The sequence below is a fragment of the Paradesulfitobacterium aromaticivorans genome, assembly GCF_054657415.1.
The window spans coordinates 2,124,900-2,137,181 of sequence record NZ_BAAHYT010000010.1 but is presented as its reverse complement, the minus strand read 5'-3'; the positions used below and the strand labels follow the sequence as shown (position 1 = coordinate 2,137,181).

Below are 12,282 nucleotides of genomic sequence, written 5' to 3'. Positions count from 1 at the left end.
TTCTTGCTTAATTCCTCATAAAAAGTCCACCTCCCTAAACTGCTGTTTCCAGTATAGAGAGGTGGTATAAACTGCGGTTTTGCACGACTACTTATACTTTAAAACGATAGCCTGCACCCCATACAGTTTGAATGTATTGAGGATTGCTGGAATCTTCCTCAATCTTCTCTCGAAGCCGATTAATATGCACAGCAACAGTGGCATTATCGCCTAATGCATCATATCCCCAAATTCGCTCATATAACGCTTCTTTGCTGAATACCATATCTGCATTTGTCACAAGGAACAATAAAAGTTCATATTCCTTATTCTTAAGTTCTAACTCGTGATCCTTTACATAGACTCTATGAGATTTTGTATTGATGCGGATATTTCCTACGGTTAATTCAGCCATAGGTTCCTGACTACCACCTTTGATCCGGTCATATTGTGCCAGATTCGCTTTGACACGGGCAACCAACTCACTTGGAGAAAAAGGCTTTACAATGTAATCATCTGCCCCAAGTCCAAGCCCTCGGATTTTGTCGATATCCTCTTGCTTCGCAGTAACCATCAGAATCGGAATGTCAAGATGCTCCCTAAGTTTGCGGCAAACTGTGAACCCATCTGCTCCCGGCAACATCAAATCTAAAAGTATGAGTTGGAAGTTTCCAGTCATAGCTTTCTCAATTCCAGAAATGCCGTTCTCGGCAATCTCAACAATAAAATTGTCAATTTCTAAATAGTCACGTTCAATGGCAGCGATAGCGCTGTCATCTTCAATGATCAAAATCTTTTTCACTTATCTTACTCCTTACTTTGAATTGGCAGCTTAATCACCATACATAATCCGCTCGGCGTAGAATTTTTCGCATAAATACTTCCACCCATTCGGGCAATTGCTTTGGCCGTAATTGCCAGTCCCAACCCACTGCCTTTATTAGGACTATTGCGTGATGGATCGCTGCGATAAAAGACATCAAATAATTTTGCCAGAGCTTCTTCTGAAACTCCGGGGCCATTATCTTCAATGGTAATATACACCTCGTTACCATGTCTTTCAATGCGAATACATACACAGCCTTGTTCCTTATCTTTGTACTTAAAGCTGTTTTCCAAAATGTTTGCAAAAACGCTACGAAGCTGAACCGGATCAGCATAGATTTCTACGTCCTGTGCCAGTTCCTCAACCTTTACCTCCAACCCCTTGCTGGCATACTCTTCTGCTGTAGCATTAATCAAGGACATAATTTCCTGTTCCAAGTTTAACGTTTCGGGATAATACGGATAATCCCCCAAATCCATTTTGGAAAAAAGGAAAAGTTTCGCCACCATGCGGTCAATATCTTCTGTCTTAGTTTTGATCATTTGTATATAGCTTTTTTGAGATTCAGGTGTTTTTGCCACACCATCCAATAATCCTTCGGCATAGGCTTTGATAGAGGTTAACGGAGAACGTAAATCATGGGAAATTCCTGCTAAAAGTTCTTTTCTGCTCTGTTCTTGTTTCTGAATAAGCGACACTAATTGTTTTAGCCGTACCGCCATATCATTAAAATCCTCACATACGGGAGCAAATTCGTCTTTACTTTCATATATTATTTGATAATCCAGATTGCCATCCCGGATCTGATGAACGCCATGTGCGAGAGTATCCAGTGGTTGCTCTATCTTTCGGAAAACAAATCGAGTTAGGAAACGACTTGTTAAAAAGACTACTATCAAGACTCCCAATACCATCAGCACAGCTATACTAATAATTGTGGAATTTATTTTCTTATAATCCGTAAAATCCTTGGTACTAAAAATATACACCGTAAAGGTTTTTCCATTTGTCAGCACCTTTTCGGCATATAGTTCTTCGTTTCCTAGAGTTACCGTGCCTTCGCCACCTAAAACCCCCATTGCTTCTAACAGCTTACTGTTGTACTGGCCATCACTTGCACCAAAGCTATACTGCTGCTCACCAGCAGCAAAAACACTCAGTGTCATTCCATTTTGTTTTAAGACGTTTTCTATTTTAGAGATACTTTCCTTTTGCTCGGTTTCACTAGCATCTTTAAGCAATTCTTTGGTCAAACCCATCAAGTTATTACGAACTTCATAAAATTGTTTCTGATTTTCAATGTTATGTCCTGATTCCTGAAAAAAAAACATCCACATTAGTGCCATCCCACCGACAGTAATTACAAGAGAGAGTACTACCGGTATGACAATCATTAGGATATTTGAAATAAATAATCTAAGTTTTATTGTCATAAGTATCAACTCATATTTCTTTTTTTGTAATATATCACGTTACCTTAAAATTACATTAAACAAATTATTAAATAAAGATAAACTGAATATTTTCTAATCACTACAAATTTTCTATAATAAACGGACCACATCGGCTCCACCAATTAATGTTCCTACTGAGCCTCCTACATTGGCTAAAGTAACGATTAGGAGAATTCTGGTTACCTTGTTATTCCAAAAACCCTTAAGACTGAAAATATCCTCAGCAAGATTTTCAAAGTCTCTGACACTCGGCCGACGAATATAGGCTTGAGTAAGACCGGCAAACCACCCAGCCGCAATTAAGGGATGTAAAGTGGTTATGGGACTGGTATCAGGGAAACGTCAAAGTCCTAGTCATAAGTTTGCGTTTATTGTAATTTAATTAAGAAGGTTGGTTGGAGGTGGTTAATCAAAATTTTGGCGACATAAACTTCTAAACCCAGTGATACCTATTGTTTCAGGACTCTATCAACTAAAATCGTATTTTTCATCTTCTTATAATAATTGAATTCATTTAGGCTTAAACTAAATTCTATCATTTGAGGATGATAAAGTGAAACATTGATTTTTTAATTTCCGTTTGATTATAAATCTTTTTTCCAGCATATGAGTATAGTAAGCAGTAGAACCCAACATTGATGAATAAAGAATAAATACCGGGATGATTCCTAGCAATATAATAATGGAGAAATCACCAAACTCTTCTCCGCTGTCCGTAAATCTCTGTTCGTATCCACCCCTACTTTCCTGTAAAAGGGGTTGATCACTAAAAATGGCTTGAGTCTGCACTACCTGTTTGGGCATTTGGGCTAAAAGAGCAATGGTTCCAAGGATTAATAAGATCTTGGCTACTTTTTTATGAGAAGGCTTTCGGAATGAAACAAGTTTCAATATCTTAGGAGACTGTTTCCCCTTTTGCAGGATCCAATTCCAATGAAGTCCTATATGAATACCTATGGTCAGCAGTCCAATAAATGAAGAAACAACATGGATCGGCAGCCAATTTACGTTAATGAAATACCTGAAATTTGGAAATAAAATCTCGGATATTAATAACCCACTTATGATTATAACAAGCATATCCAATAAAAGCGCGATGTTTAAAACATAGGAAAGCCTCGTTTTCCTCTTTGAGAATATCCTTTTGCTCACACTGATAACCCATTTCCAGTTTATAACGACATGGATAATCATAGCTAATCCTAAAACTAGACTAGCCAGTTCATGGAAAGTCAAGGTGGTAACAGCTGGATTAAATAATAAGACAAACACTACCGCCATTCCAATATCAAAGGTAAACTTAAATAAATTTTGTTTCAAGTCATTCTCCTCCTAAATTAAATATGTCTCTTCGTTGGCAAGCTTGTTCTATTGTAGAGGAGAGTGATAACTTACATATTAATGAGATATAAACAAATGATAAACCGTATCTAAATTCAATGTAAAACTTAAAAAGTGAAGTGAACCTTCCACCACTTGTTGCTGGATTTGAGAACAAGGCCATTCTTAATGCAGTTGCCGTGGGAGTTGCATTGATTGGACCAGTGTCCTACGTATTATTTTAAGTATTTTGTTTAAACTCATATTCCGCAAGTTAAATTTTGGGAAAAGTTATTTTATTCCATTTAAAGGATTTTAACTATTTCATGTCGAATGTTATCTCTAAATTTTCATGGAGGTAACATTATGACGAATTCATTCGCTGATATCCGCACCATACGAGCATCAAGTGTTCCCGTCGCTGCGGCCCTGTGCCGTACGGCAAAAATCGCTCAGGCGGTAAACCAAATGGTTCACTGGAAAGAAGCTAATTCAAAGATTTCTCCCGGTTTGCTCATTGAAACCTTGGTGATTTGTATTCTTTGTGGCCGCAAACCCCTGTGGAAGATCGAACAATTCTGGGCCCAACAAGACTTGCCAAGTTTATTCGCTGATGTTGAACTCAGTGTTGAACAACTTAATGATGATGCTTACGGCCACGCCTTGGATAAGCTTGCCGAGGTATCGATGGAACAATTGGTCAGTACAGTTTCCCTATCCTTACTCCAGGCACACTCCCTTGGCATAAATGTTGTTCATTTTGATACGACATCAAAATCCGTCCAGGGGGCGTACACCGGTCAGGCCCATGATGAATTTGAGATTAATCACGGGTTTAGTAAGGATCTGCGCCCCGATCTGAAACAGTTCAAACTTGGTGCCGCTGTTCAGGAACATGGATTAGTCATAATGGGTGAATTATTAGCCGGCAATAAAGCTGACGTAGAGTGGAATCCGGATGCTGCTCTCAAGATACAGGAGCTTTTCACCAAGCAAGGATTCAAAGACGTCATCTTTATCGCTGATTGTGCCCTGATTTCTACCGGAGGCTTAAAGCGCTTAGCCGGACAGGAGGTGCAGTTTATCTCTAGGTTTCCCGAAACCTTTAGCTTAGCCAGGGAATTAAAAGAGTTGGCATGGGACCAAGACGATTGGCAGGAAATCGGGATGCTAGCGAGTAGTAATGCCAACCAGGCAGCTCGCTATCGGGTATTTCCGGTACAAAGAAAACTGGATCATCGAGCATACAACTTCCTGGTCGTTCACTCTAGCATGCTGGAAGCCAGCAAGGAGAAAACCTTGATTAAGAGGATAAGCAAACAGAAAGAAGAATTGGAACGCAAGGCGAAAAACCTAACTTCCACAGCTTTTGCCTGTGAACCGGATGCCCAGAGCGCTCTCCAAGCTTTTGCCAAAGAGGTTGCTAAGCTAGGCTACTCATTTTCTGGAACAGTGGAGTGCCAGACTGTCACAACCTATGCACGCAAGGGGCGTCCGAAGAAAGGTGAACAACCGATTGAGACGGTTAGTTACCGAGTTAACTGCACAATAGGAGACTTGAATCCTGATCTTTTTGAACGGCTGCGCCAATTGGAATCAACCTTCGTGCTCATTTACTCCATACGGGATCAACAGAAATATACTCCGGCAGCCATTTTAGCTGAATACAAGCGTCAAATCTCGATCGAAACGAAGTTTCGGTTTTTGAAAAGTCCGGTGTACCTAGGGCCGGTTTTTCTAAAGAGCAAGAAACGAATCCATGCGCTTGGATATGTGTTTATTTTGGTGCTCATGTTGGCATCTTACCTTGAGTATCGGGTACGACAGAGTCTTAAGGAACGAAATGAATTTGTCCAGTTACCGGGAAATAAGAAGACTGACACTCCATCAATAGCAACAATTCTGGAGGTGCTAGCCACAATAGAAGTTGTCGTTGTGCAAGGGCACCGATATTTCCCGAGCAATTTGAATCGCCAGGCTTTGGACATGGTGCAGTGGGCAGGTTTTGACCCATCAATCTATCTAAAGCCTGCTGAAAGCATCCAGTAAGACATTGTAAGGATTTACCATGTCTTAAAATAAAATGAGTGAATCTGAACTCGCGGAACAAGAGCTGTAAAACAAGGAAGAGGCTTTTAATTCAGATATTATCCTTTATCCTTGAGCAGCCATTTTGTGGCACCTCATCCGCACATTTGCGGCATTGATCTGCACATTTTTGACAGTGATCGTCTTTCATCTTGGCACATTCCGTGGCACAAGCATCGCATATCGTAGCACATAGGTTACAAATATCATTAGAGAATTCGCTGCTTCGAGACATATATTGAGAGGCCACTTTTATAACCTTTTAAAAACCCTTCGGGGGTTAGGGGGGTTCATACAAACTTCATAACTAATTCATAGGATTATCTTAATTGAGTGTTAGACTGAAAAATATTAAAGAGCGAAAAATTTCTAGCCATACAAAAAGTAGTTATGAAAAAACTAACGATTGAAAGGAGGAAAAAACAAATGTTTATTATTTTGATACTTCTAGTTATAGGAGCAATGTATCTGTTTCAACAACAAAATCAACGGAGTTTGGTTTTTTCTGAGCATCCCCAATATCCAAGAGATCATTCTATGGATGCCTTAGATATCCTTCGTGAACGGTATGCGCGTGGAGAAATCAGTGAACAAGAATTCAATGAACGTAAAAAAGTACTTCAGTAATTGTAAAGGAGGAATTAATTATGATGGGTTGGGGCATGTGGGGCTACGGCGCAGGATATGGAAACGGTTTTTTAGGAAACGGTAATTACTGGTGGATGGGTTTAATCGGAATGGCATTACAACTTATCTTTTGGATAGCCTTAATTATGATTGGCGTCAAATTATTTCGTAGCTATAGTTCAAGAACACCAGTAGGTCATTACACACAAGATAATCCTTTGGATATTCTTCATGAGCGTTATGCTAGAGGAGAAATTGACTCAGAAGAATATAATCGTCGTAAACATGATCTTTCTATGAAGTAACTTATCCGTAGCGTTTAATTTAAAAAGGACTAAAATAGGAGTGAATATAACTTGAATAATCAAATATATAAAGTTACTGCTTCAAAATCATTTGATGAAACCGTTGAACGAATCAAAGAACAAGCAGCTAATCATAGTTTTCGGGTACTACACATTCATGATGTCATGGCTACTCTTGGTGAAAAAGGCTTCGAAATCAAGCCCTTAAAAATTATTGAAGTATGTAATGCCAAGTATGCCAATACAGCATTGCAAGTGGATATTACCGTTAGCTTGCTTATGCCATGTAGGGTCAACGTTTATGAAAATGAAAACGGGGAAGTAATCATCAGCATGATTCGTTCGACACATTTGAGCAAAACGTTTGAAAATCCCCATTTAGAGGATTTTGCAACCCAAGTAGAAAATGATCTAATTAAGATTATCGAAGCTGGTAAATAGTAGGTAAAGCGGATAGAGAGCCACCTTTTAGGTGGCCTCAACTATTTAATAAATCGAAAATCTTTGATGAAGGAGTAACTTATGGCACTAAGAACACAACCAATCAATGATGAGACATTGTTAAACGGATTAAAATAATACGCGGGCATTTAGCAGGGGTGGAGAACATGATTATAAGTCAAAAACCTCATCAGGATATTTTAACTCAGCTCTCAGCTATTCGTTCCGCGATTCATAAAGTTGCTCTCTTGGAAGCACAACGATATGTCGAATCGGTTATGAATTCATCTTATGAACAAAATACTAGTGAGCCTGACATTAATGACGCTATCAAGAAATTTATGGATCTCAAACTAGTGGTATTATAATTCTTAGCCTATTTCGAGACTTACGGAAGAAATTTTAAGTAAGAAATTAAATCGTTTAAATCTTGAGTACTCATCTGCCATTTTGGCATCGGTGGATCGAGAGGATGAGCACCAGGGTCCACGCCTTGGGTGATCGCACGTTTTAAGGTTTCTTCCGTATAAGGGGGATGTTCCATATCAGGGTCTTTCCCCGATAATGTCTTATATCGGATATCTGGAACGTCAATGGTTCCCATCATAAAAGGTATCGTTCCGCCTTTGCCGTTAGGTCCATGACACCCATAGCAACCAGACGTCATGGAAGACATGGGCATACCAATAGAGTTTGCACGGATGTAAGTTCCTGAATTATCCTGGCCAGTAAAATATATGCGCTCACCATTACTTTTAAACTCAGTCTTACTAGGGGCCCGGTTATATGGTCCTTGAGTGCCATTCATTATGCCTGAGCCTACTTGATTTGATGGATAACCTTGATTAGGGATAACTCCTTGGGATGGAATTTGGGATAGAGTTCCAGAAGGAGGCAAGGCACCTTCTGGAGTTTGAGATGGTGCTTGAGGTTGTTGGGCTTGAGGAGGCATTTGGGGAGTTGGGCTACATGCGGAAACGAAAACTAGAATGAAAAGCAGAAAGAACACATGTTTAATTCTCAAGAGAATTCCTCCTCGTTAATGATAATACCCCTATCTAAAATTAGGGTTCAGCAATAATAAGCTTTAAAATGTTCATGCCTTGATTCTTAACGCTGTTGATATGAATTCCCGCTTTCTCAATATTCTCGACGGTTTTTCGGTTAATATGCGGCCCCATCATTCTAACCGTTAATGGATCTAAAATATCCATAATCTTACCTAATAACGGCTGATCACTTCGAACGTGCTCTAACAGGATGATTTTCCCATTAGGTTTACACACTCGTTTAATCTCTTTTAAACCCTTAATCGGGTCAGGAACTGAACAGAACACGCAAGTTGCAACCACCGTATCAAAATGATGGTCAGGGAAAGTCATGTTTTGAGTATCCATTTCGAAAAGCTTCATAGGTAACTTCAGCTTGTTCGCTTTAGCCCTTGCTTTTTCCAACATCCCTGGACTGAGATCAATGCCTGTGACCTGACAATCAGGTGGATAAAATTCAAGATTTTTACCCGTTCCTACTCCGACCTCTAATACTTCTCCCGTTGCTTGACTTAAGATGCTTCTTCTTAAATCAGATTTAATCATCTGATCCATGACATCATAAAAGATTGACGTTCGATTATAGCGTTGTCGTGTTAACAAAGTTTCCCGATCCAGCTTCACCACATCCTTTCAATTCTTAAACAAGCTTTTGTGTAGTTTTCCCAATTTAGATTTCAATATTTTAGAAAACCAAGGAGAAGAGTTAACATGAGGCAAATTCTTTTTAACACTGGTTCATTTTCATTACGCGGGCACCGTGACTAAGCTAACCGGCGTTTTCGTATTACTCATGTCAGATGAGGGCTGATTGTTCCAAGTGAAGATGGTAGGATTCCAGGGATCAGTGATTCTGGAGACGACCAAATCTTCTCCGGGCGAGCTTGTGGTCATGTATATATAATCTGTACCGTTCTGATTCGGCAAAAATTTCGCTTGTATTTTCCGGATATTTCCCGAAAAATAGCAGGAAACTCCATGGCTTGGGTCGAATTCCAAGCTTTGGGGGTGCGTAACATGTTTGCATCAGTCTTCGGTATGTCTGTCATCGGGCTGCAGGCCCATTTAATCCGAGTGGAAGTGGACGTGTCCAATGGATTGCCCAGCTTCGAAATTGTCGGGCCTTATCCCATACGCTATAGATTCCTTGCATCTGCTGCCTTTAATGATGATCTTGTTAATTCATTTAAAAAATGCATGATAGACTATGAGTGCTAAAACTGCAAAGACTATTCTTTTTTAAGCCAGCCTTTGTTAAATCAATCATAGAGTTCATTGAGCAGTTACCATCTTCAATCTTAATATCAGCTTAGCTGCTGCTAGCATAAAGGCTGTTTGACTTGTTGTGGGTTACAAGGTTTGGGAGTGCAAATTGTGTGCAGCACCGATAGTTGTCTTCTCCCGATCCAAAAATTTAACTCATTACCGACAATCCCCAATTCCACTAAACCGGTCACAGGCTCAAGTAAGGCAGAACCGCAAATTCCCTGGGGCTTACCGCCGCCAATTACAGAAAAGCCATAGTTCCTCTTCAATTATAAAGTATTCAATGAACAGTCATCTTTTTTGAGGCATTTTAACTTGTATACCCGCTTAAATATAGAAGTCGCTAGCCAAATAAATTCTCCTTCTATTTTGTTTTTAAGACAATTGCGTTGTTAATCAGCGGGAACACTCTATTAATTAGGCCCATAGCCTTCCCCCTTACAATTAACAAAGTCCCCTCTGGAAATTAACTGATATAAATTATCTCGGCATGCTACTATTCGATTGACCAGTAACTCCAGTCGAATCCCTCTTTGTCCCGATACCTGTCCATGAGGTAATTTCTCTATCTCACATATTCGTCGAAGTTACATTCAATTCCATGTTTGGCTAGTGCCTCGACTTTTTTGTGGAGATCAGGAGGGCAGCCCCAGAGCTCAGTGGCACTATTGATGTTGGGATAATCCGGTTCCCGTAATTATCTGGCAGCCTCAAGTATTGATTATTACATTTGCAATCTACTCGTAAGAGTAGAAGCCTTTCTTAGTCTTTCTGCCCCATTCCTGCCTGACAAATTTCTCTACTATGGTTGGAGACGGCTTGTCTTTAGGGTCCTGGGTCTCCCGATACCGTTCCAGTGTAATGTCATAGTAAAGATCGATGCCGGCCATGTCCATCAGGCGGAAGGGACCCATGGGATGGCCCAGGCCGTTGGTTACCGCGATATCGATTTCCTCAGGGCTTGCAATACCGGTATCCGCAAGAAACAGCGCTTCATTGTTTATGGCTGCGACTATTCGGTTTACCAAGAAGCCGTAAATTTCTTTTTTCAGCCACACCCCAATTTTGCCCATTTTTGTACACAGGTCCATAGTGACCTGAGCTGTCTCCGGTGAAGTATGCGGCCCCTGTACAACCTCGACTAATTTCATTACCAGGGCCGGACTAAAGAAGTGCATATTGCAAACTTTTTCGGGCCTTCTTGTAGCATCTGCCACCTTTGAACTGACGATAAAGGAACTGTTGGTTGCCAAAATGGCATGGGTGGGTACGATTCTGTCTAGTTCAGCAAACAGCTTGCGTTTCACCTCTAGTTTTTCTACCGCAGCTTCTATGACAAAGTCCGCATCAACTGCCGCAACTTCAAGGCTTTCGCTGAAATTCAAATTGGCTAGGGCCTGTTCAGCCTGCTGTTGGCTGAGCTTGCCCTTGTTTACTCGTTCCGGCAGATAGGTCTGGGCAAATTTCTCCGCTTTTGCCAGAGCTTCCGAGCTTAGATCCGTGCAGGTTACTCTAATACCAGCTAGAGCTGCAGCCACCGCAATTTGGTGGCCCATGGTTCCAGCCCCGACCACACAGATTTTTTTAATATCATCAACCTTCAATTAAAAACACCCCAATATAGTTATTTTATTCTCAACATACCTTTTAGGTGGTATAGGTCACTGCCACATAATTTTTGTCGCCATCTTGCCATGTTAATTTAGGCTGAATTCCACTACGGCCTGACCGACCAACGTTTCCTCTCCAGTTGACTTGGTAACCAACAGATTGCATATAACCCCATTTGACACTTTGTCCCTTATAAATCCGGTACAAACGATTTTTTCACAGACATAGACCGGGTTTTTAAACCTAACGTTAAAACTTTTGAGGCTGCCTTCGTTGCCAATCCAATCAGTGAGCAGGGCGCCAAGCTGGGTCATAATCAGCATGCCGTGGGTAATTACACCTTTAAACCCTGCTTTTTGGGCATAGGAATCGTCCAAGTGAACCGGATTGAAATCACCGGAAGCCTCCGCATACTGGCGCAATTGCAAATTGCTCGGCATCCATTCCCTGACCGGCAGTTGGTCGTTTATTTGATAATCTTTGATTCGTTTGATTATTCCTTGTACGTTATTAACTTGAGATCACCCCGGCTATCTTCCCAGAAAATTCGGTTTTCGTTTTTCGATAAAAGCTTTCATACCTTCTTTTTGATCCTCTGTGGCAAACAAAATGCTGAAACATCTTTGCTCATACTGCAATCCAGCATTCAAATCCATGCCCAACCCTTCGTTTACGCAAGATTTTGCCAAGCGCAACGCCACGGCTCCATGGTTGGCAAAACGTTTAGCCATTGTCCGCGATGCTTCGCCCAGTTCTGCAGCTGGAACCACTTTGTTCACTAAGCCAATCCGCCAGGCCTCCTCAGCGCTAATATAGTCCCCGCTGAAGATCAATTCCTTAGCCCGGCCCGCCCCAATTAATCTCGGCAGGCGTTGAGTCCCCCCAGACCCGGGTAATATTCCCAGTTTAATTTCAGGCAGGCCGAATTGAGCGTCATCAGTGGCAATACGGATATCAGCGGCAAGGGCCAATTCGCACCCCCCGCCCAAAGCGTAACCAGCAACAGCAGCGATTACCGGCTTAGGCATGTTCTCGATTTCACGCAAGGCTCTGGTAGCCGGCTGGTTGTCCGTCACAATGTCGATTACATTGGCATCTGCCATCTGACCGATATCAGCGCCTGCAGCAAAGACCTTGCTCCCTCCGGTAATAATCACCACTCTAACCGAATCATTTATACCCAGTTGCAGAGCGGCGTCACCTAGTTCCTGATAGACTTGATTGTTAAGAGCGTTCAACACCTTTGGCCGGTTTAGAGTTATTGTGGCGATTCCATCTTCAATTTGTACCAGTATGGTTTCGTAAATCATGTGTAC

Annotated in this window: 15 protein-coding genes and 1 pseudogene; 6 read left to right on the top strand and 10 right to left on the bottom strand. The window is 41.1% G+C overall.

Annotation, left to right across the window (positions count from 1 at the left end):
- Window positions 1-91: 91 nt before the first annotated feature.
- From ACYQ2N_RS16260 to ACYQ2N_RS16245, 4 genes and pseudogenes are all read right to left on the bottom strand, one after another.
- On the bottom strand, window positions 92-781 hold the full coding sequence (locus tag ACYQ2N_RS16260; RefSeq protein WP_460000379.1) for a response regulator transcription factor: 690 nt from the start codon (window positions 779-781) through the stop codon (window positions 92-94).
- Window positions 782-786: 5 nt separating this feature from the next.
- Window positions 787-2,238, bottom strand: coding sequence for a sensor histidine kinase (locus ACYQ2N_RS16255; protein ID WP_460000377.1), 1,452 nt, complete (start codon window positions 2,236-2,238; stop codon window positions 787-789).
- A gap of 111 nt (window positions 2,239-2,349) precedes the next feature.
- Window positions 2,350-2,586, bottom strand: a pseudogene (locus tag ACYQ2N_RS16250) (TraB family protein); the annotation flags it as partial.
- A 198-nt stretch (window positions 2,587-2,784) separates the two neighbouring features.
- Entirely contained in the window at window positions 2,785-3,579 is a 795-nt protein-coding gene (locus tag ACYQ2N_RS16245) for a DUF4405 domain-containing protein (protein ID WP_460000375.1), read from the bottom strand.
- A gap of 366 nt (window positions 3,580-3,945) precedes the next feature.
- Between ACYQ2N_RS16245 and ACYQ2N_RS16240 the strand changes: the two genes are divergently transcribed.
- A complete protein-coding gene (locus ACYQ2N_RS16240) occupies window positions 3,946-5,628 on the top strand; it encodes an IS1634 family transposase (RefSeq protein WP_460000373.1) in 1,683 nt (560 codons plus the stop codon).
- A 91-nt stretch (window positions 5,629-5,719) separates the two neighbouring features.
- Here the strand turns inward: ACYQ2N_RS16240 and ACYQ2N_RS16235 are convergent, their stop codons facing one another.
- Entirely contained in the window at window positions 5,720-5,902 is a 183-nt protein-coding gene (locus ACYQ2N_RS16235; protein ID WP_460000371.1) for a four-helix bundle copper-binding protein, read from the bottom strand.
- A 191-nt stretch (window positions 5,903-6,093) separates the two neighbouring features.
- Here ACYQ2N_RS16235 and ACYQ2N_RS16230 point away from each other — a divergent pair, with 191 nt between their 5' ends.
- From ACYQ2N_RS16230 to ACYQ2N_RS16215, 4 genes are all read left to right on the top strand, one after another.
- A complete protein-coding gene (locus ACYQ2N_RS16230) occupies window positions 6,094-6,294 on the top strand; it encodes an SHOCT domain-containing protein (protein WP_460000369.1) in 201 nt (66 codons plus the stop codon).
- A gap of 20 nt (window positions 6,295-6,314) precedes the next feature.
- Entirely contained in the window at window positions 6,315-6,599 is a 285-nt protein-coding gene (locus tag ACYQ2N_RS16225; protein WP_460000366.1) for an SHOCT domain-containing protein, read from the top strand.
- A 51-nt stretch (window positions 6,600-6,650) separates the two neighbouring features.
- Window positions 6,651-7,040 (top strand): DUF302 domain-containing protein, encoded by a 390-nt coding sequence (locus ACYQ2N_RS16220; RefSeq protein WP_460000364.1) that lies wholly within the window; start codon window positions 6,651-6,653, stop codon window positions 7,038-7,040.
- A gap of 116 nt (window positions 7,041-7,156) precedes the next feature.
- Entirely contained in the window at window positions 7,157-7,408 is a 252-nt protein-coding gene (locus ACYQ2N_RS16215) for a metal-sensitive transcriptional regulator (protein WP_460000565.1), read from the top strand.
- 20 nt (window positions 7,409-7,428) lie between these two features.
- Here the strand turns inward: ACYQ2N_RS16215 and ACYQ2N_RS16210 are convergent, their stop codons facing one another.
- Both ACYQ2N_RS16210 and ACYQ2N_RS16205 read right to left on the bottom strand, forming a co-directional pair.
- A complete protein-coding gene (locus tag ACYQ2N_RS16210) occupies window positions 7,429-8,064 on the bottom strand; it encodes a c-type cytochrome (protein ID WP_460000362.1) in 636 nt (211 codons plus the stop codon).
- 40 nt (window positions 8,065-8,104) lie between these two features.
- A complete protein-coding gene (locus tag ACYQ2N_RS16205; protein WP_460000360.1) occupies window positions 8,105-8,713 on the bottom strand; it encodes a class I SAM-dependent methyltransferase in 609 nt (202 codons plus the stop codon).
- Between the two features lie 354 nt (window positions 8,714-9,067).
- On the opposite strand from ACYQ2N_RS16205, the gene ACYQ2N_RS16200 reads away from it, so the two are divergent.
- Complete coding sequence (locus ACYQ2N_RS16200) at window positions 9,068-9,307, top strand: hypothetical protein (RefSeq protein ID WP_460000573.1); 240 nt, start codon at window positions 9,068-9,070, stop codon at window positions 9,305-9,307.
- Window positions 9,308-10,092: 785 nt separating this feature from the next.
- Here the strand turns inward: ACYQ2N_RS16200 and ACYQ2N_RS16195 are convergent.
- From ACYQ2N_RS16195 to ACYQ2N_RS16185, 3 genes are all read right to left on the bottom strand, one after another.
- Window positions 10,093-10,959 (bottom strand): 3-hydroxyacyl-CoA dehydrogenase family protein, encoded by an 867-nt coding sequence (locus tag ACYQ2N_RS16195; RefSeq protein WP_460000359.1) that lies wholly within the window; start codon window positions 10,957-10,959, stop codon window positions 10,093-10,095.
- 93 nt (window positions 10,960-11,052) lie between these two features.
- The gene (locus tag ACYQ2N_RS16190; RefSeq protein ID WP_460000358.1) at window positions 11,053-11,406 is read right to left on the bottom strand and encodes a MaoC/PaaZ C-terminal domain-containing protein; all 354 of its coding nucleotides are present in this window, start codon (window positions 11,404-11,406) and stop codon (window positions 11,053-11,055) included.
- A 90-nt stretch (window positions 11,407-11,496) separates the two neighbouring features.
- A complete protein-coding gene (locus ACYQ2N_RS16185) occupies window positions 11,497-12,276 on the bottom strand; it encodes an enoyl-CoA hydratase/isomerase family protein (protein WP_460000357.1) in 780 nt (259 codons plus the stop codon).
- Window positions 12,277-12,282 lie beyond the last annotated feature (6 nt).

What these genes read in the sequence shown, in the direction of transcription:
- ACYQ2N_RS16255 (WP_460000377.1), bottom strand. Translation starts at nt 2,238, where the DNA reads ATGACAATAAAACTTAGATTATTTATTTCAAATATCCTAATGATTGTC.
- ACYQ2N_RS16240 (WP_460000373.1), top strand. Translation starts at nt 3,946, where the DNA reads ATGACGAATTCATTCGCTGATATCCGCACCATACGAGCATCAAGTGTT.
- ACYQ2N_RS16235 (WP_460000371.1), bottom strand. Translation starts at nt 5,902, where the DNA reads ATGTCTCGAAGCAGCGAATTCTCTAATGATATTTGTAACCTATGTGCT.
- ACYQ2N_RS16230 (WP_460000369.1), top strand. Translation starts at nt 6,094, where the DNA reads ATGTTTATTATTTTGATACTTCTAGTTATAGGAGCAATGTATCTGTTT.
- ACYQ2N_RS16225 (WP_460000366.1), top strand. Translation starts at nt 6,315, where the DNA reads ATGATGGGTTGGGGCATGTGGGGCTACGGCGCAGGATATGGAAACGGT.
- ACYQ2N_RS16200 (WP_460000573.1), top strand. Translation starts at nt 9,068, where the DNA reads ATGGCTTGGGTCGAATTCCAAGCTTTGGGGGTGCGTAACATGTTTGCA.
- ACYQ2N_RS16190 (WP_460000358.1), bottom strand. Translation starts at nt 11,406, where the DNA reads ATGCCGAGCAATTTGCAATTGCGCCAGTATGCGGAGGCTTCCGGTGAT.
- ACYQ2N_RS16185 (WP_460000357.1), bottom strand. Translation starts at nt 12,276, where the DNA reads ATGATTTACGAAACCATACTGGTACAAATTGAAGATGGAATCGCCACA.